Here is a 26264-nt window from a genome sequence, read left to right as displayed (position 1 = left end):
GGTGAAACGCACCACCGTTGCCGTCCTCTACGGCGGGCGCAGCTCGGAGCATTCCGTGAGCTGTGTGTCCGCCGGCGCTGTCATGTCGCACCTCGATCGGACCGTGTACGACGTGATCCCGGTGGGGATCACCTCGTCGGGTACGTGGATTCTCGGTCCGAATGATGTCTCGGACCTGCGCATCATCGATCGCTCGATGCCGGTCGTCGACCCGAATCGCCCCCGTGTCGCGATCGGGTTGTCCACGGAGGATCGTGGTGTCCTGAGATTCGTGGACGGACCGCGGGCCGGCGAGGAGATCGCCCGCATCGACGTGGTGTTTCCCGTCATGCACGGCACCCACGCCGAGGACGGGACCGTTCAGGGGATGCTCGAACTCTCGGGTGTCCCGTACGTCGGCCCAGGCGTCTTCGCCAGTGCGGCCGGTATGGACAAGGAGTTCACCAAGGTCGTCCTCGGTGCGGCCGGACTGCCGATCGGTGACCAGGTGGTCCTCCGCCCGGGGACGGTGTCGCTGACCGTCGAGCAACGGGATCGACTCGGACTGCCGCTCTTCGTCAAGCCCGCCCGAGGCGGATCATCCATCGGGATCACCAAGGTCTCCCGGCACGAGGACCTCGCCGCCGCGATCGCCGAGGCCCGTCGGTTTGACCCCAAGGTGATCATCGAAGCCACCGTCGTCGGTCGCGAGGTCGAGTGCGGTGTGCTGGAGTACCCGGACGGGCGCGTCGAGGCAAGTCTGCCCGCCGAGCTGCACATCCCCGGCGAGCCGACCGCTCCGGGAAGTGAGGGCGAGGCGTTCTACGACTTCGACACCAAATACCTGGATAACGTCACGACGTTCGACCTGCCCGCGCACATGCCGGACGTCGACCTCGACCGTCTGAGGGAACTCGCCGTGGAGGCCTTCCACGCGCTCGACGCCACGGGGCTGAGCAGAGTCGACTTCTTCGTGACCGAGAACGGTCCGGTGATCAACGAGGTCAACACGATGCCCGGCTTCACGCCGATCTCGATGTACCCGCAGATGTGGGCCGCCACCGGCGTCGAGTACGAGACGCTGCTCGACACTCTCATCCAGACAGCACTGGCGCGGGGCTGACAGTGACCGACCGTCGGATCCGCTGACGGCGACCGCCTGTCGGTTCCGCTGACGGCGACCGCCTGTCGGTTCCGCTGACGGCGTCAACGGAAGCGATCAGCCGGCGGGGGCGGGTGACGGCTCGACCTTGTTGGTCGACGCCGAGATCGCGGCGGAGAGGTCCTGGATCGGACCGGTGCCGCTGCCGTCGGGCAGGGTGACGGTGATGAACTCGGGTCGGTCGACAGCCACCCAGGTCGACGCGGTGACTGCCGGATTCGGATCGTCCTGCTGGAACCACTCGACCTCGTCGACCACCTGGAGTCCCACGCCCACCACGAACGTGGGCGGCGCATCGAGACCGCACCGTACGACGACCGGCTCGCCGTCCGGCAGTCGGTAGGCGGCGACGCCTGCCGGAGCGGGCTCGGCCAGGTCGACCCGGGTCGCGTCCCCGAGGTCAGCGGGAAGTGCCTCGACGACGGCGGTGCACACGTCCGACTCCGCTCCGGGTGCGGGGAGCGGCACGGCCGAATACGGCTCGCTCACCGCGGACTGAGTGGCCTCGTCGCCCATGTTGCGCACCAGTACCAACGCCACGGCGAGCACGACGAGGGGGATGAGGACCCCCGCGACCACGGCGATTGTGGGGACCGGATGCGTACCGGCATCCGACTCGCTCGACTCCACTGGTGCAGTCCTTCCTCCCACGGGCGACCACCGTCCGGGCGACCGCTAACCTTCACGCAACGCTACCCAACCTCGGCCGGGCGACCGACGCGCGAGGTCCGACACCGGCGTGAGGAGCATCGACAGTGACCGATCGGACCGTCACCGTGGCCGAAGCAGGGGAGTCCGCGGTCCTCGACGTACTCAGCGGTGAACCCGCCGATGTGGGCGACGACCCGGTGGGGAACGGTGACGACGCGGCGGTACTGGGGCCGGCGGCGGCCACCGTCGTGACCACCGACATGCTCGTCGAGGGCACCCATTTCCGACTCGACGTGACGAACTGGTCCGACCTCGGCCGCCGTGCCGTGGCCCAGAACGTCTCGGATGTCCTGGCGATGGGCGCGGACTGCACCCGGATCCTCGTCGCCCTCGCGGTTCCCGGCCATACGACGATGGCGGACATCGCGGACCTGTCGGAGGGGATACACGGAGAGGCCGCCCGATCCGGGGCGTTGGTGGTGGGCGGCGATCTCACCCGAGCAGACGTCGTCGTCGTCGGGATCACCGCCATCGGCACCCTCCCGTACGGACACGCCCCGGTGCGCCTCGACGGGGCGAGGCCCGGCGACCGCATCGGCCTCACAGGACTACCGGGGTGCTCCGCGGCAGGGCTCGCACTCCTCCTCGACGGACGGGGGGACGGTCCGCTCCAACAGGCCCACCGCGTCCCCACCACCCCGATCGGATCCGGCGCGGCCGCGCGGCGGGCGGGGGCGACCTCGCTCACCGACGTGAGCGACGGGCTCCTACGAGATCTCGCCGCGCTCGCCCGCGCGTCCGGCGTGGCAGCGGATCTCGACGGCGGCGCCCTTCCTGTCCACCCTGACCTCCGGCAGGCGGCGGCGGACCTCGGCGCCACCGACATCGACGCCCGCGTCCTGGACTGGATGCTCGACGGCGGCGAGGACCACGGGCTGCTGGGTACGTTCCCGCCCGGTGTCGACGTGCCGCCCGAGTTCACGATCATCGGTCGGGTCCGCGCGGGCGAACCCGGTCTGGTGACTCTGGACGGCGTGCCCAGGATCCCCGGGGGCTGGGACTCCGCACGCGGGGCGAACTAATCTGGCCCCATGGCCATCTACGCTCTGCGAGACCTCGAACCCGACATTGCCCCCGACGCCTGGGTGCACCCCGACGCCGTGGTGATCGGACGTGTCACGCTCGGCCCGGGCGTCTCGGTGTGGCCCACCGCCGTCCTGCGCGGGGACTACGGCCGCATCGAGGTGGGTGAGATGAGCAACGTCCAGGACGGCACGATCATCCACTGCACGGAAGCCGAGCCGACCATCATCGGCCGCCACTGCATCGTGGGGCACAACGCGCACATCGAAGGCGCGACGATCGGTGACGGTGCGCTTATCTCTTCGGGCTCCATCGTGCTCAACGGCTCGGTCATCGGCGAGGGCGCGGTAGTCGCTGCCGGGTGCCTCATCCCGCCGCGGTTCGAGCTCCCGGCGCGCCGGATGGCGATGGGCGCACCCGCGAAGATCCGTGAGGGCTACGAGGTGGATCCGGCCATGCTGTCCGGGAACACCGAGAAGTACCACGGCAACGCCATGCGCTACCGCGATGAACTGCGCCGACTCGACTGATGGCGCCTGACGGAGACGGGCCGGGTCCCGCCGCGCAGACCTCCGGGTCCGCCTCGACGCTGTTCGAGGTTCGCGATCCGGGATGGTCGAGCGCCCTCGAGCCGGTGGCCGGACGGATCCGGGAGATGGGGGAGTTCCTGCTCGCGGAGGAGGCCGCCGGACGCGGTTTCCTGCCGGCCCCGGACTCCGTGCTCCGCGCGTTCGACCAGCCTCTCGCCGACGTGCGCGTCCTCGTGGTGGGACAGGACCCGTACCCGACGCCCGGGCACGCCGTGGGGCTGAGCTTCTCGGTCGAGAAGGACGTCCGTCCCCTGCCCCGGAGCCTGGCCAACATCTACCGCGAGTACACCGACGATCTCGGGCACAGCGCGCCGGTGCACGGGGATCTGAGCGCGTGGACCCGGCAGGGGGTGCTCCTGCTCAACCGCGTACTCACCGTCGCGCCCGGACAGGCCGGGTCCCACCGCCGCAAGGGCTGGGAAGAGATCACCCAACGGGCGATCGAAGCTCTGGTGGAACGAGATTCGCCCCTGGTGGCGATCCTGTGGGGCCGCGACGCGCAGTCGCTGCAGCCTGTGCTCGGCGACACACCGGTGATCGCCTCCGCCCACCCGTCTCCGCTGTCCGCGTCCCGGGGGTTCTTCGGTTCGAAGCCGTTCAGCCGGGCCAACGGCGAACTCGAATGCCTCGGCGCCGAGCCCGTCGACTGGCGACTGCCGACGGACGATGAAGGCGGACAGCTTCACCTCGCGCTGTGAGACGACTCGGGCGACGACCCACGCGCTGCGTAGATCGTTCGCCCGAGAATCGGCTCGACCGAGTGGCCGGAAGTGGTTCGACCGAGGGGCCGGACTAGTTCTGCCCGAAGCGGGGCGCCCGCTTGGCGACGAAGGCGTCCACGCCCTCGATCCCGTCCGGCGTCGTGCTCAGGCGCGCGATGGAGTCTCGCTCGGCGTCGAGATGATCCGAGAACGACGCGGTCTCGGCGGAGCGGATCAACGACTTGACCGCGGCATAGGACTCGCTCGGCCCCGAGGCGAGGCGCACGGCGAGCGCACGAGCAGTCTCCTTCACGTCACCGTCGGTGAAGGTGGTGAGCATGCCCAGGGCGTAGGCGCGCTCACCCGACATCGGCTCGTTACCGATGATGAACGCGCGCGCGGCCGCCGGGCCGATCGCCCGCGGCAGGCGCCACGACATGCCACCGTCGGGGGACAACCCGATCCCCGGGTACGCCGCCAACAGCCGGGTGTCCGGTCCGCCGACGGAGAAATCGGCCGCGAGGGCGATGGACAGCCCGGCACCGGCGGCCCACCCGGCGACGGCCGTGACGACCGGCACGGTGACCTCGTTGAGGTCGCGCATCAGATTGTGCAGGCGGTCCGCGAGTTCGCGGATGTGCTCGGCCCGGTCATCGGCGGCGGCGAATCCGGCGACGTTGCCACCGGCGCAGAAGTTCTTCCCCAGGCCGACCACGAGGACGGCCCGGGCCTCGAGTTCTCCCGCCCGGAGAGCGGCCACGGCGGCAGCCGCCTGGTCGATCGCGTCGGAATCGAGGGAGTTGCCGGCGCTCTCCAGCGAGATCGGCAGCGTCAGCACACCATCTGCGAGAGAGATCAGAGGCGTGGCTTCGAAGTCATAGGTCATGGTGTGGGCTCCCGTAAGTCTCATCCGGCTGTGACTGTTCGACGGCTGTCGAGGGGAGAGGGTACTAGGCTTGTTCGCGCCGACCCCGCTATTCGGGTCGCAAGGGGTGACGGGGCCGTCGAGGAGGGGTGATGACGCAGGAGACCACTCGCGTCGGCGAACGTCCGGGAACCCTCGACGCGCAAGGTGTGCTGACGTGGGCCCGCCGGTGCGTCGAACGGCTCGCGGAACGGCGCGACGAGATCAACTCCCTCAACGTCTTCCCAGTTCCCGACTCCGACACCGGCACCAACCTCCTCTACACGATGAGAGCCGCATTGGACCGTGCGGAAGGGGAGGACGCCTGGATCTCCGAGGGGGGAGGCATCGCCGGTGCCCGTGAGATCGCTCTGGCGCTGGGCCGTGGTGCGGTCCACGGTGCACGTGGCAACTCGGGCGTGATCCTCTCCCAGGTATTGAGAGCGGTGGGCGAAGCCGCCACGTTCACCGTCGTGGACGCGGCGACCTACCGCCGGGCACTGCGCACAGCCGTCACTCTCGTGGACCACGCGATCAGTGACCCGGTCGAGGGAACGATCATCACCGTGCTCCGTGAGGCGGCCGGGGCCGCCAGCAGGTCCACGGCGGCCACTCTGGTCGAGATCGCCCGCGTCGCCGCCGATGCGGCTGCCGAGGCACTCGAGAAGACGACGGCGCAATTGGCAGTTCTCCGGAATGCCGGTGTGGTGGATGCCGGGGCTCGTGGCCTGTTGATCCTGCTCGACACGATGGTCGAGGTGCTGAGCGGAGAGATCCCCGAACGACGCGTGTACCTCGCACCGACCGGATCGTCGGGGTCCGCCCGCCCTGTCGACGGCACCGATGCACTCGGTGGAACCAGCACTCCCGGCGGTCCCGACGGGACCGGCGGGTGCGGCTCCGGGAGGTCGCTCGCGGAGACACGGTATGAGGTCATGTACGCCCTGACCCATTCGGACGACGCGCGGGCCGACGAACTCAGGTCCGTGTTGCGGACACTCGGGGACAGCGTCGCGGTGGTCGGCGACGGTGGCGTGGGAGATCAGGCGCGATGGTCTGTCCACGTCCACACCGACGAGATCGGCCCGGCCATCGAATCCGCGCTGCCCCTGGGCAGGATCGCTGAGATCCGGGTGACGGACATGCTCGACCCGGTCGGTGAGGGGCGCACGACGAGGGTGGGGAGCCCCGGCGAGATCGAGCGAGGAGGGGACCCCGACCATCCGTCCGGCACGCCCACACGCAAGGTCGTGTCGATCGTCGGCTCCGGCCTGCTGGGGGAGCTGTTCACCGACTCGGGTGCGGTCTCGGTGGACCCGGGTACGAATGGAGACGGCGTGATCGACGCGGTGCTCGCGGTGGACGCCGACGAGGTCGTCGTCCTGCCCAACGGGTTCCTGTCCCGGAACCAGATCTCCTCGCTCGACGCCGGCCTGCGGGATCTCGGTAGGCATGCGTTGATCCTGCCGACCGCGTCGGTGGTCCAGGGGCTGTCCGCGCTGGCGGTGCACGACGAATCCACGACCCTGTCGTTGGATGGTTTCGGCATGGCCGACGCGGCGGCGGCCACGCGCCACGGCTACCTCGTCCGAGCAGAACAGGACGCGTTGACCCTCGTGGGCCGGTGCACCGAAGGAGACCTCCTCGGGGTGATCGGGCACGACGTCGCCCTTATTGACCAGGATCTGGTCGGGTCCGTCTGCGCGATGGTCGACATGATGCTCTCGGCCGGTGGCGAACTGGTCACGGTCCTCTTCGGCGCCGACTACGACGAGGCGGCGACCGAGAAGGTTCTGGAGAACCTGCGGCACCGTCACCCAGGTGTGGAAGTGGTCGGGTACGGAGCGGGACCCGGGACCGTCCTGGCGCACGTCGGGGTCGAATGACCTCGCTCGCCACCACGGACACCCCGCTCGGCGAGGTGCTGGACACAGAACTCGCGGCGCGGATCGAGAAGGCCTTCGACCACCGGACTATCGGGGATCTCCTCCACACCCTGCCGCGGCGGTACCGCGAGCACGGTCAGCGCTTCGACAAGAAGTCTCTCGTCGTGGGCGAACGGGTGACGGTCATCGGGACTGTCCAGAGTTCCCGGTCGCGGATGTACCAGACGAAGAACGGCAAGGGTCGACGGGAGATGGTCACCCTCACCGTCGACGACGGCGGCACCGTGTTCACCGTCGTGTTCTTCGCGGGATCCCGGATCAAGCACATGCTTCCCGTGGGCACGCTCGCGATGTTCGACGGCACGCTGTCGACCTTCGGATCGAAACTCGATCTCAAGCATCCCGAGTTCCTCGTACTCCGGGCGGTCTCCGGACCGACGGGGGCACTCCGGGGATCCGGGGATCTCGCCCAACTGGCCAAGCTCTCGGCAAAGGTCGAGGCAGAGGGCGGTGAGAGCCTGTTCGATCGCACCTACCTCCCGGTCTACGCAGCCAAGGACGGAGTGACGTCCTGGGACCTGTTCGGTGCGGTCTACACCGCGTTGCGCGCGCTCGTCCCGGTCGTGGACCCGCTCGACCCCGCGGTCCGGGCGGCGGCCGGACTGATGGGCCTGGACGAGGCATTGCGGAAAGCGCACCTGCCGGTGGCGGCGGGCGAGTACAAGGCTGCCGGCTACAGGCTGAGGTTCGACGAGGCGCTCGCCCTGCAGCTGCTGCTGGGTGCCCGCAGGCGCTTCCTCGCGCGCGATCCGGCCCCGCCGAGCCCGGTTCGATCCGACGGGATCCGGGCGGCGATGTTGCAGCGGATGCCGTTCGAGCTCACCGACGGGCAGAAATCGGTTCTTTCGGACATCTCGACCGACCTCGCGCGGGACGAGCCGATGAACCGACTCCTGCAGGGTGAGGTCGGTTCGGGCAAGACGGTGGTGGCGCTGCTGGCAATGCTCCAGGTCGTCGACGCCGAACGGCAGTGCGTCCTGCTCGCGCCCACTGAGGTGCTGGCCGTCCAGCACCACCGATCGCTCCGTGGAATGCTCGGCGACCTGGGCGAGGGCGGCCAGCTCGGTGCCCCCGACTGCGCGACCAGGGTCGTCCTCCTCACCGGGTCCATGTCGACGGCGGAGCGGCGGGACGCCCTGCTCCAGATCGTCACGGGCGAGGCCGGGATCATCGTGGGCACCCACGCGCTCATCCAGGACTCGGTCGACTTCTTCGACCTCGGGATGGTTGTGGTGGACGAACAGCACCGCTTCGGCGTGCGGCAGCGCGACCGACTCCGTACCAAGGGGCGGGACCGGATGGTGCCGCATCTGCTGGCGATGACCGCCACCCCGATCCCTCGGACAATCGCGATGACCGTGTTCGGTGATCTGGAAGTCTCCGAGCTGGGCGAGCTGCCCGGGGGACGTCGCCCGATCGCCACGTCGGTGGTCCCTGCGCGGGAGCGCCCTGAGTGGTTGACGCGCGTGTGGAAACGTATCCGTGAGGAAGCCGACGAGGGACACCGTTCCTACGTGGTGTGTTCGCGGATCGATGCGGCCGGGGAGGACGAGCCCGGGGGAAAAAGGGTCGACAACGACGGGTCCCGGCCCGATCCGGTGGCGGCGGTCGAGCTGTACAAGTTCCTCACGGAGGGGCCACTGGAGGGACTCCGGATCGGACTGATGCACGGCAGGCTCCCTCCGGAGGAGAAGGACGCCGCGATGGCGGACTTCGCCTCCGGGCGGCTCGACGTACTCGTGTCCACGACCGTCATCGAGGTGGGCGTGGACGTCCCCGAGGCGACGGTCATGGCGGTCATGGACGCCGATCGTTTCGGCGTGAGTCAGCTCCACCAGCTCAGGGGCCGCGTCGGCCGAGGTGGCCTGCCGGGACTGTGCCTGCTCGTCACCACCGCGCACAGTGGCGGAAAGGCAATGGAACGACTGTCGGCCGTCGCCGGAACCACAGACGGCTTCGTCCTGGCCCAGTTGGATCTGCAACAACGGCGGGAGGGCGACGTGCTCGGGGACGCGCAGTCCGGCGCGCTGTCGGCCCTTCGACTGCTGTCCATCGTGGAGGATGGCGAGGTGATCGAGATCGCGCGTCGGCACGCCGAGGAGATCCTCGAGTCCGATCCCGGCCTGGACGCGCACCCGGCCCTCGCCGAACGAGTGCGCCGACTGGTGGGATCCGAGGAGTCGGAGTATCTGTTCAAGTACTGACCAGGCGCCATCGGCACCGACCCACCTTGCCACCGATCCCGCCCAGCCACCGACCCACCTTGCCACCGATCCCGCCCAGCCACCGACCCACCCAGCCACCGACCCACCCAGATCGCCGACCCGACACGACATCGAGGAGGACTGACATGACCCGCATCATCTCCGGCCGCCTCCGCGGTCTGTCGATCGCCGTGCCCCCGGCGGGCACCCGCCCGACCACCGACCGGGTGCGAGAGGCTTTGTTCAGTGCGATCGTCAGCCGGGTCGATCTCGAGGGAGCGGCGGTGCTCGACCTGTTCGCGGGTTCCGGCGCACTGGGGCTGGAAGCCGTCTCCCGCGGTGCCGACATCGCCTGGTTCGTCGAAAAGAACGCCAGGGCCGTGGCGTGTCTGAAGTCGAACACGGCCGGGTTGGGGTCGTTGTCGTCGTCGTCACCGGTCCGGGCGACAATCAAGCGTGCCGCACTGCCCGGCGCGGTCGGGGGACCGTGCCCCGTCCCCGGCGGCTTCCACGTCGTCCTGGCGGACCCGCCGTACGACCGTTCCGGCGCCCTCGACGAGCCGGTCCTGCAGGCACTGCTCGACGGCGGTTGGCTCGCGCCGGACGCGCTGGTGGTCTGGGAACGGTCCAAGCGGGACCCGGCCGTCCGGTGGCCGGAGGGGTTCGAGGTCGAGTTCGAACGCACCTACGGTGCGACCGCCGTCGAGATGGCCCGCCCGGTTGATACGGTCTGATCATGACCACAGTCGTGTGCCCAGGCTCTTTCGATCCGGTGACCCTCGGGCACCTCGACGTCATCGAGCGGGCTGCGACGCTGTTCGACGACGTGATCGTCTGCGTGGTGGCCAACCCGAACAAGCAGGGCACCTTCACCATCGACGAGCGCAAGGCCCTCATCGACCAGGTCTGCGTGGACATCCCCGGCGTCCGGGTCGACAGTTTCTACGGACTACTCGTGGACTACTGCCGGGAGCAGGGTGCCACCGCCGTGATCAAGGGACTGCGTGACTCGACGGACTACGACTACGAGCTGCCGATGGCGCACATGAACCGGTCGATCGCCGGCGTGGACACCGTGTTCCTGCCCACGCGCTCGGACCTGTCGTTCGTCTCCTCGTCGCTGTGCCGGGAAGTGACGCGACTGGGCGGTGACGTCTCCCATCTGCTGCCCGAGCCCGTCGCGGTGGCACTGCGGGAACGACTCAGCTGATCTGATCCTCCGGTCTCGGAGACGCGGACACACCGCTGGCGTAGCAGCCGAGACGCCTGTGTTGCGGGCACACTGTTGTGGCAAGAGTGACGAACTGGTGAAGGGACGAGCGTGTACCGAGTGTTCCAGGCCCTCGACGAACTGAACGCGATGATCGAGGACGCCCGCAGTCTGCCCATGACGGCGAACTGCGTCGTTCCCCGACACGAATCCCTGTTACTGCTCGACGACATCCGCGACTCCTTCCCTGGCGAGCTCGACGACGCCCAGGACGTGCTCGATCAGCGCGACCGCGTCCTGGCCGACGCAGACGCCGCCGCGCGCGACACCCTCTCGTCCGCCGACGCCGAGGCCGAGCGCACGCTGCGCGAGGCCCGCGAGGACGCCGACGCCATGCTCGCCGACGCCAAAGCTCGCGCCGATCGCATGGTCGCCGAGGCGACCATCCATGCCGACGGCGTGGTCGCCGATGCGCGTGCGGAGTCCTCGGACCTGCTGGAGCGGTCCCGCCGCGACGCCGAGTCCACGACCGCCCGCGCCCGCGCCGAGGCCGACCGACTCACCGAGCAGGCCAACATCATCTACGACCGGACCATCACCGAGGCCCGCCAGGAGCAGCAGCGGATGCTGTCCGAGTCCGAGGTCGTCCGGATCGCCGACGAGGAGGCCGCCCGGGTCCGCGACGCCGCGCACTCCGAGAGCGACCGTCGGCGCGAGGAATGCGACGCCTACATCGACGAGAAAATGGCGCACTTCGAGGAGTTCCTCGGCGCCACCATCCGGACGGTCACGCGCGGCCGCGAGGAGCTGCACGGGGTGGGCCCGGGCGGACGGCGCGAGGCGTCCGGGCGTCGCCTCGGTCACGATGAGGAGTCCTACAGCGACGGCTACCGGGACTACTGAGTCCGGCGGGTACTCTGCTGGGCGTGTCCACCAAGCCTCGCACCCATCGATTCCCGTCCGGACCGCTCGTCCTCGACACCCGCAGTCTCGGGCGGAACCCCAGCGCCACCATGGAGGTCCGGCGCGGTGCCGCTGTGCCGACGACCATCGGCGTGGAGATGATCGCGATCCCTGAAGGATCCGAACTCGACCTGGACCTGACCCTCACCTTCGTGGACGAGGGGATCCTCGTCACCGGCTCGGTCACCGGCTCCGCCCGTGTCGAGTGCGCGCGGTGCCTGGGGGAGTTCCGCACCGACGTCGGCGTGGACCTCACCGAGATGTACGCGATCGAGGGCAAGGCGGCCGCGGACGCCGAGGAGGACGAGGTTCGACTCCTGGACGGTGACATGCTGGATCTGGAGCCCGCGCTCATCGACGCGTTCGGCCTGGAGTTCCCGCTCTCGCCGACCTGCACCGACTACGGCCACGAAACCTGCATCAATCCGGACATCCCCGCGCCGGACGGCGTCTCGGGCGACGAGGAGGGCCGGATCGACCCACGGTGGGCCGGTCTGGCCGACAAGTTCGGTTCCCTCGGCTCCGACGAGGAGGGGAAGTGACGACCGATGTCTCCGGGCTGACCGGGGTGTTGGGCGTCGACCTGCCCACGGAACTGGCGACTCAGGCGGTGACGCATCGGTCGTACGCCTACGAGCACGGTGGGCTGCCGCACAACGAGCGACTCGAGTTCCTCGGCGACGCGGTGCTCGAACTGGTGGTGACCGAGTACCTCTACGGGGCCTACCCCGATCGACCCGAGGGCGACCTGGCGAAGATCCGGGCGAGCCTGGTCAACACCTACGCGCTGGCGGACATCGCCCGCGAGCTCGGGCCGGACGGCCTGGGAGCGCATCTGCGGCTGGGCAAGGGCGAGGAGCTCACGGGAGGACGCGACAAGCACTCGATCCTCGCCGACACGATGGAGGCGGTGTTCGGCGCCGTCTATCTCACCCACGGACTGGAGCCGGCACGCGAGTTGATCGAGCGGATCATCGGCGAGCGACTGACCGTCGTGCCGACCCTGGGCGCGGCGCTCGACTGGAAGACCAGCCTGCAGGAGAAGGTCGCCTCGCTCGGACGGCCCAAGGCACTGTACGAGATCACCTCGACGGGCCCGGATCACGACAAGACCTTCACCGCGATCGCGCTCGTGGGGGAGGACCGTCTCGGCGAGGGCGTCGGTCGCACCAAGAAGGAGGCCGAGCAGAAGGCCGCCGAGCAGGCCTGGGCAGCCCTGGACAGCAAGTCCGGCTGATCCACGGTGCCTGAACTACCCGAGGTGGAGGTCGTCCGCCGCGGCCTCGCCGACCACGTGGTGGGCCGCCGTATCGTCGAGGTGTCCGTGACCGGCCTCCGGACCGCTCGACGGCAGCCCGGGGGTGCCACCGAGATCGAGGACAGACTGCGCGGCCGGACGGTCACCGGAGCGCGAAGACGCGGCAAGTACCTGTGGCTGACCCTGGACGCCGGCGACGCGGCGGGCGCCGACTGCCTCCTGGTCCATCTGGGTATGAGCGGGCAGATGTTGGTGACCGGTGCCGGTGCGCCTCCGGTGCGGCACTTGCACGCCCGGGCGATATTGGACGACGACACCGAGCTTCGCTTCGTCGACCAGCGGACATTCGGCGGGTGGACCGTCGTGCCACTGACCGAGGCCCGCGACGGCACCGGAGTACTCCTGCCGGCGCCGGCCGCCCATATCGCGGCCGATCCGTTCGAGGACGGCTTCGACCTGATCGCGACCGCTCGTCGGATCCGGTCGCGCGACACCGAGGTCAAGCGGCTTCTGCTGGACCAGACCGTGGTGGCCGGGATCGGCAACATATACGCCGACGAGTCCCTGTGGCGGGCCGGGGTGCACGGCCGCCGCCGTGCCGGGGCGCTCACGCTGCGGACCGTCACTGAGATCCTCGGCCACGCCCGCGATGTGATGGCTGATGCGCTGGCGGCGGGCGGAACCTCGTTCGACGCTCTGTACGTCAACGTCAACGGGGCGTCGGGGTACTTCGACCGGTCCCTGGACGTCTACGGCCGGGCGGGTGAGCCCTGCGGCCGCTGTGGCACACCGGTGGTGCGCGAGGACTTCATGAACCGTGGCTCGCATTTTTGTCCGTCGTGTCAGCCCGCGCCACGGCGCTCCGTGCGGCGGCCGACGGGACCCCGCGCCAGGTGAGCTCGGGTCGCTCCGACCGTACGATAATCGGCATGACGTCACAGACCCCGCAGACCTCCACCGATCCGATCGCGCCCGGACACACCGAACTCCGTGTGGAGCGGACCGGCACGCGCCGGTACGTGGGCATGTCCACGCGTGGGGCCCGGGTGGAGATCGGATCCGCGGACGTGGAGGGCGTGTTCACCCCCGGTGAGCTGCTCAAGATCGCGTTGGGCGCGTGTTCTGCGATGGCGTCGGACTTCACGGTGTCGCGACGGCTCGGGGACGACTACGAGGCGACCGTGCGCATCTCCGGCGACGCCGACCGTTCCAACGAGCGCTACCCACTGCTGGAGGAGCGCTACGAGCTCGACATGTCGGAGCTCGATCCCGAGGCGGCTGCGCGGTTGGTCGATATGATCCGGCGCTCCGTGGACAAGGCCTGCACCGTGGGCCGGACCCTCCAGGCGGGAACGGAGATCGACCTCGCGATCGAGACGGGTTTCGAGGCCGGGGACACCGCGCGGTGACGGGGTCGGAACAGGGCTCGGGCAATGTCCGGCTGGTGGCGTGGGTGCACGGCCACGTCCAGGGCGTCGGGTTCCGGTGGTGGACCCGTAGCCGAGCACTCGAGCTGGGCCTGACGGGGTACGCGGCCAACAAGCCGGACGGCCGCGTCCACGTCGTGGCGGAGGGCAGCTCGGCCGCCTGCACCGCCCTGCTCGAGGCGCTGCGCGGGGGATCGACGCCGGGCCGGGTGGATCTCGTCGTGGACACCATTGAACCGGCACGCGGTGGCCTCACGGGATTCGTCGAGCGCTGACCTAGGATCAGTACCCGTGTATCTCAAGTCGCTGACGCTCAAGGGCTTCAAGTCCTTCGCGGCGCCCACGACCCTGAGATTCGAACCCGGCATCTGCTGCGTTGTGGGCCCCAACGGCTCCGGCAAGTCCAACGTGGTCGACGCGCTGACGTGGGTGATGGGTGAGCACAGTGCCAAGACCCTGCGCGGCGGCAAGATGCAGGACGTCATCTTCGCCGGTACTGCCGGCAAGCAGCCACTCGGCCGTGCTGAGGTCACGCTCACCCTGGACAACTCCGACGGCGCACTGCCGATCGACTACGCCGAGGTCTCGCTGACGCGCCGGATGTTCCGCGACGGCGCGGCCGAGTACGAGATCAACGGTGACCGCGCCCGGCTCATGGACGTGCAGGAACTCCTGTCCGATTCGGGGATCGGGCGCGAGATGCACGTGATCGTCGGGCAGGGCAAGCTGTCCGAGATCCTGGAGTCCAAGCCCGAGGAACGCCGCGCCTTCATCGAGGAGGCCGCGGGCATCCTCAAGCACCGCCGTCGCAAGGAAAAGGCCCAGCGCAAGCTCGCCGGCATGCAGGGCAACCTCGACCGACTCACCGATCTCACCTCCGAACTTCGCCGCCAACTTAAACCGCTCGGACGCCAGGCCGAGGTGGCCCGCCGTGCCCAGACCATCCAGGCGGACCTGCGCGACGCGACCTTCCGGCTGGCGGCCGACGACCTGGTGACCCGACGCCGCGAACTCGCGGACGCCGAGAGTGTGCGCAAGCGCCTGGAGGACCGGGTCGCCGAGGCAGTCGACCGCCGGGACGAACTCGCGCAGCGGGTCGCCCGGACCCAGGCCGAACTCGACCGGTTGACCCCCGACGCCGAGGCCGCACAGCAACGCTGGTTCGCGTTGTCGACCCTGGCGGAGCGCGCCCGCGCCACCGCCCGCATCGCCGCCGACCGTGCGCGTTCCCTCGCCGCGGAGGTGGCCGTGCACCACGGCACGGATCCGGAGGAACTCGAGCGCCAGGCCGAGCGGGCGGAGGCGCACGAGAAGGAACTCCTCGCGGACGTCGAGCAGGCCGCGGACCGGGCACGGCAGGCCACGGAGGCGCTCTCGGCGGCGGAGTCGGCGCTGGCCGCGCTCGAGGCCGAGCACCTCAAGGCGGTCCGGGCGATCGCCGACCGTCGCGAGGGCGTCGCCCGACTCGCCGGCAAGGTCGAGACACTGGCTGCGCACGTCGAATCCACCGAAGCCGAGATCGCCCGCGTCGACGCGGAGACCGTGTCCGCGCGCGACGCGGTCACCGCTGCCGAGGCGGAGTTCGACGAGGTCTACGCCCGGGTCGGTCTGCACGGTGAGGGCGAGCAGACCCTCGACGAACACCTGGGACGGGCCGAACGGGCCCACCTGTCCGCCCGTGCCCGGCTCGCCGAACTCCGCCAGATCGACAGGGAGGCGGATCAGGAGATCGCCCGCCTCGCCGCGCGTATCGAGACCCTCGAGCAGAACAAGGGCGCCGGTGACGGGGCCGACTGGGTGATCCGCCATCTCGGCCCGGACTCGGTCGCCGGGACGGTGGGGGAGATGCTCGCCGTCCGGGACGGCTGGGAACGTGCGGTGGGTGTCGCTCTGGGGCCGGCCGTGGACGCCGTCGTCGTCGACCCCGACGTGGACCGTTCCGCGGTCCTGGCGGCACTGCGCGACGCCGACGCCGGTCGCGCCGGACTCGTCGGGCGAGGAGCCGCCGGCGGTGACTATCGACTCGAGGTGGACCTGGTCAGCGGGGCATGCTGGGCGCTGGACGTGATGGACATCCCCGGGGATCTCGTCGCCCCCGTCACGGCCCTGCTCGTGGACGTGGTCCTGGTCGATGATCTCGCGACGGCGCTCGCCCAGGTCGACGCCGATCGACGTGTCCGCGCGGTCACGCGCGACGGGGAGCTCGCCGGACCCGGCTGGGCTGTGGGCGGTTCGGCGTCGGGACGGACCGGCATCGAGATCCAGTCCGCCATCGACGCCGCCGTGGCCGAGCGTGACGCCGTGCGAGCCGAGCTCGAGACGACCCGCGCCGAACTCGCCGGCGCCGAGGCGGAGGACGCCGAGCGGACCGACCGCTACTCGGAGTCGATGGCCGCGATCACCGAGTCCGACGCGGCGATCGAGGAGATCTATGCCGAGCTGGCGCGAATCGGTCAGCGTCGTCGTCGCGCCGAGGCCGACGTGCGACGCCTGGAGCAGACGCGCCGCATCGCGGTGGACAAGCTCCACGCCGCGCGCGTGGAGCACGCCGAGCTCGTCGATCGGCTCGCCCGCGCCGGGGACGAATCCGACGACGAGCAGCTGCCCGCCGACGACGGGCGCATCGCCGCGCAGGCGGAGGTCTCCTCCGCCCGTGCCGCGGAGATCGAAGCCAGGCTCGCCCACCGCTCCGCCGAGGAGCGGGCCTCCGGGGTGCGCGGAAAGTCCGCGTCACTCCGCCGCGCGGCCCAGGCGGAGCGCGAGGCGCGGGCCCGGGCTGCCCGGGCCGCTGCCGCGAGGCGTCGCGGCGCCGAGGTGGCGGGGGTCGTGGACGAGCTCAGCCAGCGACTGCTCGCCAGACTCGACGAGGTGATCGGCACCACCGGGGCCGAGCGTGACCGCCTGGCCGCCGGGCGTGCTGAGGCGACCACCGCCCTCGCGGCGCTCCGGACCGACCTCGCCGCAGCGGAGTCTGAGGTGACCAGGCTCGGTGACGCCGCGCACCGGGACGAGATCGTGCGCGCGCAGCTCGAGGTCAAGGTGTCCGAGCTCGAGGCCTCCGTCCTCGAGCGCCACGGCATCGAGCCCGAGACACTCGTGACGGACTACGGCCCAGACGTGGACCTCCCGCCGTCAGCGCTCGAAATCGAGGAGTACGAGGCGGCCCGCGAGCGTGGCGAGGACGTGACCCCGCCGCCACCCATGCCGTTCGTGCGCGCCGAGCAGGAGCGTCGGCTCAAGCGTGCCGAGAAGGACCTGGCCACCCTCGGCAAAGTCAACCCGCTGGCACTGGAGGAATTCGCTGCCCTGGAGGAACGCTACGCGTTCCTGTCCACGCAACTCGACGACGTGAAGAAGGCGCGGTCCGATCTGGAGGGCGTGATCGACGACGTCGACCAGCGGATCGAGCAGATCTTCACCGAGGCGTGGATTGACGTCGAGCGCGAGTTCCGTGGTGTCTTCTCGACGCTGTTCCCCGGCGGCGAGGGCCGGCTCGTACTCACCGAGCCCGAGGACATGCTCGCCACGGGCATCGAGGTGGAGGCGCGCCCACCGGGGAAGAAGGTCAAGCGCCTCTCCCTGCTGTCCGGTGGCGAGAAATCCCTGACCGCGGTGGCGATGCTGGTCGCGATCTTCAAGGCCCGACCCAGCCCGTTCTACGTCATGGACGAGGTCGAGGCGGCACTCGACGACACCAATCTCCGCCGGCTGATCGGCCTGTTCGAGCAACTGCGCGAGACCAGTCAGCTCATCGTGATCACGCACCAGAAGCCCACCATGGACGTGGCCGACGTGCTCTACGGCGTGTCCATGCAGGGCGATGGCATCTCGAAGGTGATCTCCAAGCGGATGCGCTGACCGGCCTCGACGCCGGTGCAGGACCCCGCACCCGTGAACCCACTCGAGGGGTTCGGCCATACTGGGCACCGTGAATACCACCACCTGGATCATCGTGGCCGTCGCCGTAGTGCTGCTGCTCGCCGTCATCGCGCTCGTCGTGGGACTGCAGCTGCGCAAGAAGCGGCAGATCTCCCTCAGCAAGCCGGAGGAGCACAAGGAGCTCACCCAGCAGGAGCGCTCCGGCAACTATCAGGCAGGGACGGGCTTCTCGTTCGCTCCCGCCGGATCCACGGCGACAGCCGCCCCGGAGAAGGAGCCGCTGCGACGCGAGGAGCCGTTGCCCCGCGAGAAGGCGCCGCGCCCCGACACGCCGGACACCCCGGCCACCGGTGGCGCCGCTACGGTGTCACCGCCGGCCGAGCCCCGGGTGGAGCCGACGCCGGAACCGAAGTCGGAACCGAAGGCGGAGCCGACGCCCCGACCGGAACCTGAGCCGACGCCTGCGACACCGGCTGCCACCGCGCCGACCGTCGAGCCGGCACCGGACGTCGAGCCCGGCCCCAGCACGGCGACCGAGGTCGTCGAGCCCGCTCCCGTCGAGCCGGTCGTCGCACCGTCGGACGTGCCGGACGAGGAGCTGCCCGCACCTTCTACCGACGGCATCACGGGCACCCCGGAGCCGGTCGCTCCCGTCGAACGCATCGATCCGTCCACGGGCCGACTCGACCGACTGCGCGGCCGGCTCTCGCGGTCGCAGAACACCGTGGGTCAGGGCCTGCTGGGCCTCCTCGGAGCCGGTGACCTCGACGAGGACGCGTGGGAGGAGATCGAGGACACCCTGATCATGGCGGACCTCGGTGCCGCCATGACCGAGCGAGTGGTGGACACCCTCCGCGAGCAGATCGCGACCCGCGGTGTCCGGACCGAGGCCGAGGTCCGGGAACTGTTGCGTCAGACTCTTGTCGACAACCTCCATCCCGAGTACGACAGGTCGCTCAAGGCCCTGCCCAACAACGGCACTCCGGCCGTCCTCCTCGTGGTGGGCGTGAACGGCACGGGTAAGACCACGACGACCGGCAAGCTCGCCCGGGTCCTCGTGGCCGACGGCCGCACCATCCTGCTCGGTGCGGCGGACACGTTCAGGGCCGCAGCCGCAGACCAGCTCCAGACCTGGGGCGAACGGGTGGGCGCCGAGATCGTCCGGGGCAAGGAGGGCGCCGATCCCGCGTCCGTGGCCTTCGACGCCGTCGCCCGGGGCGTGGACACCGGTGTGGACGCCGTCCTCGTCGACACCGCCGGCCGACTTCACACCAAGGCCGGCCTGATGGACGAGCTCGGCAAGGTCAAGCGCGTGGTGGAGAAGAAGACAGACGTGGACGAGGTCCTGCTCGTCATCGACGCCACCACCGGCCAGAACGGACTCATGCAGGCCCGCGTGTTCAAGGACGTCGTGGACATCACCGGCGTCGTGCTGACCAAGCTCGACGGAACCGCCAAGGGCGGGATCGTGTTCCAGGTCCAGCACGAACTCGGCGTTCCGGTAAAGCTCGTCGGACTGGGCGAGGGCGCCGATGACCTCGCGCCGTTCACCCCGGAGGCGTTCGTGGACGCCCTGCTCGGGAGCTGATCGCCTCGGTACGGCGCGGCGCCACAGGCGCCGCGACGGCACAGCGTCGCGATGGTGCAGCGTCGGGGCAGCGACCCCGCCCATCCAGGCGCCTGCGGTGCGTTTCCGGATACAGGATCGGAACCAGAGCGAGCGCTGCGTAACCAGTAGGAAACGAAAGCGCGCATCGAGCGCAACACGCTGACGGAAATCTCTTCTCTCGAGACGAGGGTGCGACAAGACGCCCCTCCACCGACGAGAAGGACCGCTATCGTGACAGGTCAATTCGACACGGGGGACACTGCCTGGATGCTCATGGCGGCATCGCTGGTGCTGCTCATGACCCCGGCTCTCGCACTGTTCTACGGCGGGATGACCCGCCAGAAGTCCGTGCTTAACATGATGATGATGTCGTTCGGGGCGATGGGCGTCGTCGGTATCGTCTACCTCCTCTGGGGATGGTCGATGTCTTACGGCGGGCAGTCGGTCCTGGGCGTGTTCGCCAACCCCTTCGAGATGTTCGGTCTGTCCGGGGTGATCGGTGACGCGTCCGAGTGGGTAGCGTCGGGCTCCGGTGCCTATCCGCAGGTCGTCGACGTCGCCTTCCAGGTCACGTTCGCGATCATCACCGTGGCGATCATCTCGGGAGCGCTGGCCGAGCGAGTGAAGTTCGGCACCTGGCTCGCCTTTGCCGGGGTCTGGGTGACGTTGGCGTACTTCCCGCTCGCCCACATGGTGTGGGGTGGGGGACTGCTGTCCCACTCGGAGAACAGCCTCGCCGCCATGATCTTCGGCACCGTCGACGACGGTGAGGGCGGACTGACCGCCGCTGTCGCCCCGATCGACTTCGCCGGTGGCACGGTGGTCCACATCAACTCCGGCATCGCCGCGCTCGTCCTGGTCCTGCTCATCGGCAGGCGTCTCGAGTTCGGCCGTACCGCCTACCGTCCGCACAACCTGCCCGTGGTGATGCTCGGTGCCGCCCTGCTGTGGTTCGGATGGTTCGGTTTCAACGCGGGATCCGCGTTCGGCGCCAACGGCGCCGCCGGCCTGGCCTGGGTCAACACCACCGCCGCCACCGCTGCGGCAATGCTCGGATGGCTTCTGGCCGAGCGACTTCGCGACGGACACGCCACGAGTCTCGGTGCCGCCTCCGGCATCGTCGCGGGCCTGGTGGCCATCACCCCGGCGGCAGGCTCGGTGAGTCCGCTCGGAGCCGTCGCGATCGGCGCGGTCGCCGGAATGCTCTCCGCCCTCGCGGTGGGCCTGAAGTACCGGTTCGGATACGACGACTCGCTCGACGTGGTGGGCGTGCACCTGGTGTCCGGGCTCTGGGGCACGGTCGCGATCGGACTGTTCGCCACCGGCACCTTCGATACCGCGGCCGGTCTGTTCTACTCCGGTGACGGGTGGAAGCTCCTGGTGATCCAGATCGTGATCGCTCTGGCGGCGCTGGTGTTCACCTCGGTCATGACGGTGATCGCCTGGGCGATCTGCCGGCCGCTCGGCTGGCGCGTCGAGACCTCCGACGAGAACTCCGGGATCGACGGTGCCCAGCACGCTGAGTCGGCATACGAGGCCTCCACCACCGCGCTCATCCGCTGACCCGTCCACGGTCGCCGACACCACCGAGAAGAGGAAGCAGAACCATGAAACTCGTCACTGCGATCGTCAAGCCGTTCACGCTCGACGACGTCAAAGCAGCACTGGAGCAGGCCGGAATCCACGGCCTCACCATCAGCGAGGTCCAGGGCTACGGCCGCCAGAAGGGACACACCGAGGTCTACCGGGGGGCGGAGTACACCGTCGACTTCGTGCCGAAGATCCGGGTGGAGGTGGTGGTCGACGATGACGCCGTGGACACCGTCGTCCCGCTCATCGTCGAGGCCGCCCGGACCGGGAAGATCGGTGACGGCAAGGTCTGGGTGACCTCCGTAGAGTCCATCGTCCGCGTCCGTACCGGCGAGGAGGGCCCGGCCGCGCTCTGAGCGGCAGGTCCGACAACGGGGAGGGGAGCCACATGGAGGCGACATCGGGCAGTAGGTTCGGCAGAGCGCTCCGCGAGGGCCGGGACAAGATCCTGACCGCTACATATGTAGACCTTCCCGCTGCCGCCGTCCGCGCCGCACTGTGTGAGCTCTACGAGACGGAGCTCGAGGGGCTGGCGCGGACGGCGGGGATCCGGCCGGGGAGCGGGTTCGCCCTACTCGCTCTGGGCGGCCTCGGCCGTCGAGAGGTCCTCCCGCACTCGGACCTCGACCTGCTGCTCGTCCACGAGCGGCACCCGGGCCGGGCGATCGACTCCGTGGCGGATGCCCTCTGGTACCCGCTGTGGGACTCCGGCATCGCCCTGGACCACAGTGTCCGGACCGTCGACCAGTCCCTGGCCGTCGCCGCGTCGGACGTCCTCGCGGGTGTCAGCCTGGTGGACGCCAGGGTGATCGCCGGGGATGCCGACCTGGGTGCCCTCGTCGTAGACGGGGCGCGTCGCCAGTGGCGCGAGCAGATCGCCGCCCGCTACGACGACCTGGTCGAGTCGGTCGCGGCCCGCCGCAGGCGTGCCGGGGTGATCGCGCATCTCACCGAACCCGATCTGAAGAACGGCGCCGGTGGCCTCCGCGACGTCCAGCTCATCTCGGCGCTGGCGCTCGCGCAGCTCAGTGACGGCAGGTCGACCATGCCGGGCGAGCTGGCCGCGGCTCACCGCCGGGTGTTGGACGCGCGCACCGAACTCCACAGAAGTAGTGGACGCGCCCGAGAAGTGCTGCACGCGCAGTACGGCGACGACGTGGCGGAGGCGCTCGGCGTGGGGGACCGGTTCGACCTCGCCCGGGTGATCGGTGACGCCTCGCGGACGATCGCCTTCACCGCCGACCAGGCCCTCCGCGACTCGTGCAGTGCACTGTCCACGCGGGGACTCGTCGGGCTCCTGCACCGCTCACCGGTCCGCCGTCCGCTGGCGGACGGTGTGGTCGAACACTCCGGGGAGGTCGCCCTCGCCAGGGGCACGCGGGCCACTGACGACCCGTGGCTGCCACTGCGGGTCGCCGCCGCTGCGGCGAGGGCGGACCTGCCGATCGCCTCGGCGACGCTGGGTGTGCTCGCCGAGCGGTCTCCGCGGACGGAGGGGACTTGGCCGGCGGAGGCGCTGTCGGACCTGTTGGTTCTGCTCGGCTCGGGCCCGGCGCTGCCGTCGGCGTTCGAGGCCCTCGACCGGAGCGGTCTGTGGGAACGGATCCTGCCCGAGTGGTCGGAGATCCGCGACCTCCCCGCCCGCGACCGGTCCCATGTCTTCCCTGTGGACCGGCATCTCGTGCAGACCGCGGTCGAGGCCGCACCGCTGACGACCTCTGTCGTCCGGCCGGATCTCCTCCTGCTCGCCGCCCTGTTTCACGACATCGGCAAGGCCCGCCCGGGGGACCACTGTGAGACCGGGGCGGAGATGGTGCGCCCGATCGCCGTGCGACTGGGAGTGGACGACGACGACGTCGAGACTCTCGTGCGCTTGGTCAGGCACCACCTCGAGTTCGCCCGCGCGTCCGTAGGTAAGGATCCCCGCGATCCGGCCACGGCCGCTTCACTCGCCGAGGCGCTGGACTCGGACCTGGTGGCGCTGGACGTCCTGGCCGCGCTCACCGAGGCGGACTCGAAGGCCACCGGACCATCCGTGTGGACTCCGGGACGGGCCTCGGCTCACGCAGACCTGGCGGCCGCCTGCCGGGAGTTGCAGGCCAGCCGGCCGAGCGCCTACGACGCACCGGTGGTCGACGTTCGCCGGCCGCACGGGCGGCCCGACGTCGTCGTCGTCCTCACCCCGTTCGCCACCGGCGCGCGGCACCACCTCGACCTCGTTGTCCCCGGAGGCGGCCGGACACTCGAGGTCACCGCGCAGGTCCTGGCCTTCCACGGACTGGATGTGATCGACGCCCGGATCGACCTCCGTCCTCCCGGCGGCATGCGCGCGGCGTTGACCGTCTCCACCGGGTTCGGTGATCCCGTCGACCCGCGGCTGCTCGCCCAGGACCTCCGTCGCGCGGTTGACTCCGGACTCCCCGCGCCGATGCGCGCTGCACTCGGTCGAGCAGTCCGACGCCGCACCGCGCACGCGCCCGGACGCGTCGCGGCGACGGTCAGCCCACGGACCGACGCTCCCGGGGTGATCCTCGAGGTCCGCACACACGACGGTCCGGCTCTGCTCGCCCGCAGCATCTCCGCGATACTGGAGGCGGACGCGCGGATCGACTGGGCGCGGGTACGCACCCGCGGGGCGCTCGTCGAGGACGTCTTCGCCCTCTCCGGGGCCGGGGCGGCGCCCGCCACGGCCGAGGCCGTCGCCGCCGCGCTCACCCGGACACCTCCCGCGGCGGCGACCTGACCGTGTGCCGGGGCGGCGTATCCCGATACCCTGTGGGGAGTCGTCGCCGACGACACCGGGGCCACGACGACCCCGTGCCGCGAACCAGGGAGCTGTTGCCGTGTTCGATTCCTTGTCCGATCGCCTCACAGGTGCGCTCAAGGACCTGCGCGGGAAAGGCCGACTGAGCGACGCCGACATCGACGCGACGGCGCGCGAGATCCGACTGGCGCTACTCGATGCCGACGTCGCCCTGCCGGTCGTGCGCACCTTCATCGCGCGTGTTAAGGAGCGTGCCAAGGGCGCCGAGGTCTCCGAGGCGCTCAACCCGGCGCAGCAGGTCGTCAAGATCGTCGACGCGGAGCTCACCGCCATCCTCGGCGGCGAGGCGCGGCGCATCGAGTTCGCCAAGCAGCCGCCGACCGTGATCATGCTCGCCGGCCTCCAGGGTGCCGGTAAGACGACGCTCGCCGGCAAGCTCGCGCACTGGCTCAAGGGCCAGGGCCACACACCGCTGCTCGTCGCCTGTGACCTCCAGCGCCCCGGCGCCGTCGACCAGCTCCAGATCGTCGGCGAGCGCGCCGGCGTCCAGGTGTTCGCGCCCCACCCCGGCACTTCCGTCGGCGGGGACGGGGAGGCGATCGGCGTCGCCGAGCCCGTCATGGTCGCCCAGCGGGGCCTCGCGCACGCCCGCGCCAAGATGCACGACGTGGTGATCGTCGACACCGCCGGTCGCCTCGGCATCGACGAGGAGATGATGGCGCAGGCCCGCGGGATTCGCGACGCCGTCGATCCGCACGAGACCTTCTTCGTCCTCGACGCCATGATCGGTCAGGACGCCGTGGTGACCGCCGAGGCGTTCCGCGAGGGCGTCGGGTTCACCGGTGTCGTCCTGACCAAGCTCGACGGCGACGCCCGCGGTGGCGCCGCGCTCAGCGTGCGCGAGCTGACCGGCACGCCGATCATGTTCGCCTCCGACGGTGAGAAGCTCGAGGACTTCGACGTCTTCCACCCGGAGCGCATGTCCAGCCGCATCCTCGGCATGGGTGACGTGCTCTCCCTGATCGAGCAGGCCGAGACCGTCTTCGACGCCAAGGAGGCCGAGAAGACCGCTGCCAGGATCGGCTCCGGCGAGCTCACTCTCGAAGACTTCCTCGACCAGATGCTCATGATCCGCAAGATGGGGCCCATCGGGAACCTCCTCGGGATGCTGCCCGGCGGCAAGGAGATGAAGGCCGCCGTCGGTGACATCGACGAGAAGTACCTCGACCGGATCCAGGCCATCATTCGCGGCATGACCCCGGAGGAGCGGTCCAACCCGAAGATCATCAACGGTTCGCGTCGCCAGCGCATCGCCAAGGGCTCTGGCGTCACCGTCACGGACGTCAACCAGCTCGTGGACCGCTTCTTCGAGGCGCGCAAGATGATGAGCCGGATGGCCGGCCAGATGGGCATGCCCGGTGGCAACCGTAAGAACCAGCGCAAGGGCAAGAAGGGCAAGAAGGGTGGACGGGGGCCGACCCCGCCCAAGAACCGCGGCATGATGCCCGGTGGAATGCCCGGGATGCCGCCGGGGATGCCCGCCGGGATGCCGGACCTGTCGCAGATGCCGGCGGGACTCGACCAGCTCCCGCCCGGTCTGGAAGGACTGGATCTCAACGACCTGAAGTTCCCGAAGCGCTGACCCCCGACAGTCGGACGCTCCGGCGCGGGATTGGTGTCCGATGCCGGGAACTGTCTAGACTGGTGCGCTGGACGCCGTCACCGGTGGACCCGTACGTGAACGCGTCGGGTCCGTGCCGAACGGCGGTCACCCGGAAGGTGAAACCGGGCCCCGCAAATGGTGCGGGTGTCGCTGAATCACCACGTGACCTGCAACAGAAAGTGAGACGCCACCATGGCCGTCAAGATCAAGCTCACCCGCCTCGGTAAGATCCGCAACCCGCAGTACCGGGTCGTCGTGGCCGATGCCCGCACCCGCCGCGACGGTCGTTCGATCGAGACCATTGGTCTCTACCGTCCGAAGGAGGAGCCGAGCTTCATCCAGATCGACTCCGACCGTGCGCAGTACTGGCTGGGTGTCGGCGCGCAGCCGACCGAGGCCGTCGAGCAGCTCCTCAAGATCACCGGCGACTGGCAGAAGTTCAAGGGCATCGAGGGCGCCGAGGGTACCCTCAAGGTCGCCGAGCCCAAGCCGTCCAAGCTGGACCTGTTCAACAAGGCGCTCGAGGAGGCCCAGGGCGCCCCGTCCGCCGAGGCCATCACCTCCAAGCGCAAGGCGGAGAAGGCCAAGAAGGCCGAGGAGGCCAAGGCTGCCGAGGAGGCCGCCGCGGCTTCTGAGTCCACCGAGGGCGAGGCCGCCGAGGCCGAGTCCGCCGAGGCCTGA

The 26264-nt window shown here is 69.9% G+C and carries 23 protein-coding genes; 21 read left to right on the top strand and 2 right to left on the bottom strand.

Going from position 1 to position 26264, the window contains the following annotated elements; translation table 11 throughout:
* The first annotated feature begins 1 nt into the window (after position 1).
* Positions 2–1102 (top strand): D-alanine--D-alanine ligase family protein, encoded by a 1101-nt coding sequence (locus tag OPF83_RS01570; protein ID WP_264885446.1) that lies wholly within the window; start codon positions 2–4, stop codon positions 1100–1102.
* A 96-nt stretch (positions 1103–1198) separates the two neighbouring features.
* Here OPF83_RS01570 and OPF83_RS01565 read toward each other — a convergent pair whose 3' ends face one another.
* A complete protein-coding gene (locus OPF83_RS01565; protein ID WP_264885445.1) occupies positions 1199–1771 on the bottom strand; it encodes a DUF3515 domain-containing protein in 573 nt (190 codons plus the stop codon).
* Between the two features lie 125 nt (positions 1772–1896).
* Here OPF83_RS01565 and thiL point away from each other — a divergent pair, with 125 nt between their 5' ends.
* From thiL to OPF83_RS01550, 3 genes are read left to right on the top strand one after another with little or no spacing between them, the layout of a single operon-like run.
* Positions 1897–2874 carry a thiamine-phosphate kinase gene (gene thiL, locus OPF83_RS01560; protein WP_264885444.1) on the top strand — a complete coding sequence of 326 codons (978 nt, stop codon included), beginning with the start codon at positions 1897–1899 and terminating at the stop codon, positions 2872–2874.
* Between the two features lie 9 nt (positions 2875–2883).
* Entirely contained in the window at positions 2884–3405 is a 522-nt protein-coding gene (locus OPF83_RS01555; RefSeq protein WP_264885443.1) for a gamma carbonic anhydrase family protein, read from the top strand.
* Positions 3405–4163 (top strand): uracil-DNA glycosylase, encoded by a 759-nt coding sequence (locus tag OPF83_RS01550; protein ID WP_264885442.1) that lies wholly within the window; start codon positions 3405–3407, stop codon positions 4161–4163. Before OPF83_RS01555 ends, OPF83_RS01550 begins: the two co-directional genes overlap by 1 nt.
* A 94-nt stretch (positions 4164–4257) precedes the next feature.
* Here OPF83_RS01550 and OPF83_RS01545 read toward each other — a convergent pair whose 3' ends face one another.
* Entirely contained in the window at positions 4258–5052 is a 795-nt protein-coding gene (locus OPF83_RS01545; RefSeq protein ID WP_264885441.1) for an enoyl-CoA hydratase/isomerase family protein, read from the bottom strand.
* Between the two features lie 131 nt (positions 5053–5183).
* Here OPF83_RS01545 and OPF83_RS01540 point away from each other — a divergent pair, with 131 nt between their 5' ends.
* The 17 genes from OPF83_RS01540 (at position 5184) to rpsP (ending at position 26264) form a co-directional block, all read left to right on the top strand.
* Positions 5184–6956 carry a DAK2 domain-containing protein gene (locus OPF83_RS01540; protein ID WP_264885440.1) on the top strand — a complete coding sequence of 591 codons (1773 nt, stop codon included), beginning with the start codon at positions 5184–5186 and terminating at the stop codon, positions 6954–6956.
* Entirely contained in the window at positions 6953–9220 is a 2268-nt protein-coding gene (recG, locus tag OPF83_RS01535; RefSeq protein ID WP_264885439.1) for an ATP-dependent DNA helicase RecG, read from the top strand. Before OPF83_RS01540 ends, recG begins: the two co-directional genes overlap by 4 nt.
* Positions 9221–9366: 146 nt before the next feature.
* Positions 9367–9954, top strand: coding sequence for a 16S rRNA (guanine(966)-N(2))-methyltransferase RsmD (gene rsmD, locus OPF83_RS01530; RefSeq protein WP_264885438.1), 588 nt, complete (start codon positions 9367–9369; stop codon positions 9952–9954).
* Positions 9955–9956: 2 nt separating this feature from the next.
* Entirely contained in the window at positions 9957–10430 is a 474-nt protein-coding gene (gene coaD / locus OPF83_RS01525; protein ID WP_264885437.1) for a pantetheine-phosphate adenylyltransferase, read from the top strand.
* Between the two features lie 111 nt (positions 10431–10541).
* Positions 10542–11333, top strand: coding sequence for a DivIVA domain-containing protein (locus OPF83_RS01520; protein ID WP_264885436.1), 792 nt, complete (start codon positions 10542–10544; stop codon positions 11331–11333).
* A gap of 23 nt (positions 11334–11356) precedes the next feature.
* Positions 11357–11935: a DUF177 domain-containing protein gene (locus OPF83_RS01515; protein WP_264885435.1), complete on the top strand. Its 579-nt coding sequence runs from the start codon at positions 11357–11359 to the stop codon at positions 11933–11935.
* Positions 11932–12630, top strand: a complete 699-nt coding sequence (gene rnc / locus OPF83_RS01510; protein ID WP_264885434.1) for a ribonuclease III — start codon at positions 11932–11934, stop codon at positions 12628–12630. Before OPF83_RS01515 ends, rnc begins: the two co-directional genes overlap by 4 nt.
* A gap of 6 nt (positions 12631–12636) precedes the next feature.
* A complete protein-coding gene (gene mutM / locus OPF83_RS01505; RefSeq protein WP_264885433.1) occupies positions 12637–13548 on the top strand; it encodes a bifunctional DNA-formamidopyrimidine glycosylase/DNA-(apurinic or apyrimidinic site) lyase in 912 nt (303 codons plus the stop codon).
* A gap of 32 nt (positions 13549–13580) precedes the next feature.
* Positions 13581–14060 (top strand): OsmC family protein, encoded by a 480-nt coding sequence (locus OPF83_RS01500; RefSeq protein WP_264885432.1) that lies wholly within the window; start codon positions 13581–13583, stop codon positions 14058–14060.
* Positions 14057–14353, top strand: coding sequence for an acylphosphatase (locus OPF83_RS01495; RefSeq protein ID WP_264885431.1), 297 nt, complete (start codon positions 14057–14059; stop codon positions 14351–14353). Before OPF83_RS01500 ends, OPF83_RS01495 begins: the two co-directional genes overlap by 4 nt.
* A 16-nt stretch (positions 14354–14369) precedes the next feature.
* Positions 14370–17936 (top strand): chromosome segregation protein SMC, encoded by a 3567-nt coding sequence (gene smc / locus OPF83_RS01490; RefSeq protein ID WP_264885430.1) that lies wholly within the window; start codon positions 14370–14372, stop codon positions 17934–17936.
* Between the two features lie 70 nt (positions 17937–18006).
* Positions 18007–19545 carry a signal recognition particle-docking protein FtsY gene (gene ftsY, locus OPF83_RS01485; RefSeq protein ID WP_264885429.1) on the top strand — a complete coding sequence of 513 codons (1539 nt, stop codon included), beginning with the start codon at positions 18007–18009 and terminating at the stop codon, positions 19543–19545.
* Positions 19546–19833: 288 nt separating this feature from the next.
* Entirely contained in the window at positions 19834–21129 is a 1296-nt protein-coding gene (locus tag OPF83_RS01480) for an ammonium transporter (protein ID WP_264885561.1), read from the top strand.
* A 44-nt stretch (positions 21130–21173) separates the two neighbouring features.
* Entirely contained in the window at positions 21174–21512 is a 339-nt protein-coding gene (locus tag OPF83_RS01475) for a P-II family nitrogen regulator (protein ID WP_264885428.1), read from the top strand.
* 32 nt (positions 21513–21544) lie between these two features.
* Positions 21545–23899, top strand: coding sequence for a [protein-PII] uridylyltransferase (locus OPF83_RS01470; protein WP_264885427.1), 2355 nt, complete (start codon positions 21545–21547; stop codon positions 23897–23899).
* A gap of 100 nt (positions 23900–23999) precedes the next feature.
* Positions 24000–25562 carry a signal recognition particle protein gene (ffh, locus tag OPF83_RS01465; protein ID WP_264885426.1) on the top strand — a complete coding sequence of 521 codons (1563 nt, stop codon included), beginning with the start codon at positions 24000–24002 and terminating at the stop codon, positions 25560–25562.
* Positions 25563–25775: 213 nt separating this feature from the next.
* On the top strand, positions 25776–26264 hold the full coding sequence (rpsP, locus tag OPF83_RS01460) for a 30S ribosomal protein S16 (protein WP_264885425.1): 489 nt from the start codon (positions 25776–25778) through the stop codon (positions 26262–26264).

Origin of the sequence: Dietzia sp. NCCP-2495 (assembly GCF_026011735.1) — a bacterium.
Classification (GTDB): Bacteria; Actinomycetota; Actinomycetes; order Mycobacteriales; family Mycobacteriaceae; genus Dietzia.
This window is presented reverse-complemented; position numbering and strand designations above follow the sequence as displayed.

Bases quoted from the DNA above. Each gene is read 5' to 3' on its own strand.
- recG (WP_264885439.1), top strand. From the start codon at position 6,953: ATGACCTCGCTCGCCACCACGGACACCCCGCTCGGCGAGGTGCTGGAC.
- OPF83_RS01480 (WP_264885561.1), top strand. From the start codon at position 19,834: ATGCTCATGGCGGCATCGCTGGTGCTGCTCATGACCCCGGCTCTCGCA.
- OPF83_RS01475 (WP_264885428.1), top strand. From the start codon at position 21,174: ATGAAACTCGTCACTGCGATCGTCAAGCCGTTCACGCTCGACGACGTC.
- OPF83_RS01470 (WP_264885427.1), top strand. From the start codon at position 21,545: ATGGAGGCGACATCGGGCAGTAGGTTCGGCAGAGCGCTCCGCGAGGGC.
- rpsP (WP_264885425.1), top strand. From the start codon at position 25,776: ATGGCCGTCAAGATCAAGCTCACCCGCCTCGGTAAGATCCGCAACCCG.
- OPF83_RS01540 (WP_264885440.1), top strand. From the start codon at position 5,184: ATGACGCAGGAGACCACTCGCGTCGGCGAACGTCCGGGAACCCTCGAC.
- OPF83_RS01500 (WP_264885432.1), top strand. From the start codon at position 13,581: ATGACGTCACAGACCCCGCAGACCTCCACCGATCCGATCGCGCCCGGA.
- rsmD (WP_264885438.1), top strand. From the start codon at position 9,367: ATGACCCGCATCATCTCCGGCCGCCTCCGCGGTCTGTCGATCGCCGTG.
- OPF83_RS01545 (WP_264885441.1), bottom strand. From the start codon at position 5,052: ATGACCTATGACTTCGAAGCCACGCCTCTGATCTCTCTCGCAGATGGT.
- coaD (WP_264885437.1), top strand. From the start codon at position 9,957: ATGACCACAGTCGTGTGCCCAGGCTCTTTCGATCCGGTGACCCTCGGG.
- OPF83_RS01555 (WP_264885443.1), top strand. From the start codon at position 2,884: ATGGCCATCTACGCTCTGCGAGACCTCGAACCCGACATTGCCCCCGAC.
- OPF83_RS01550 (WP_264885442.1), top strand. From the start codon at position 3,405: ATGGCGCCTGACGGAGACGGGCCGGGTCCCGCCGCGCAGACCTCCGGG.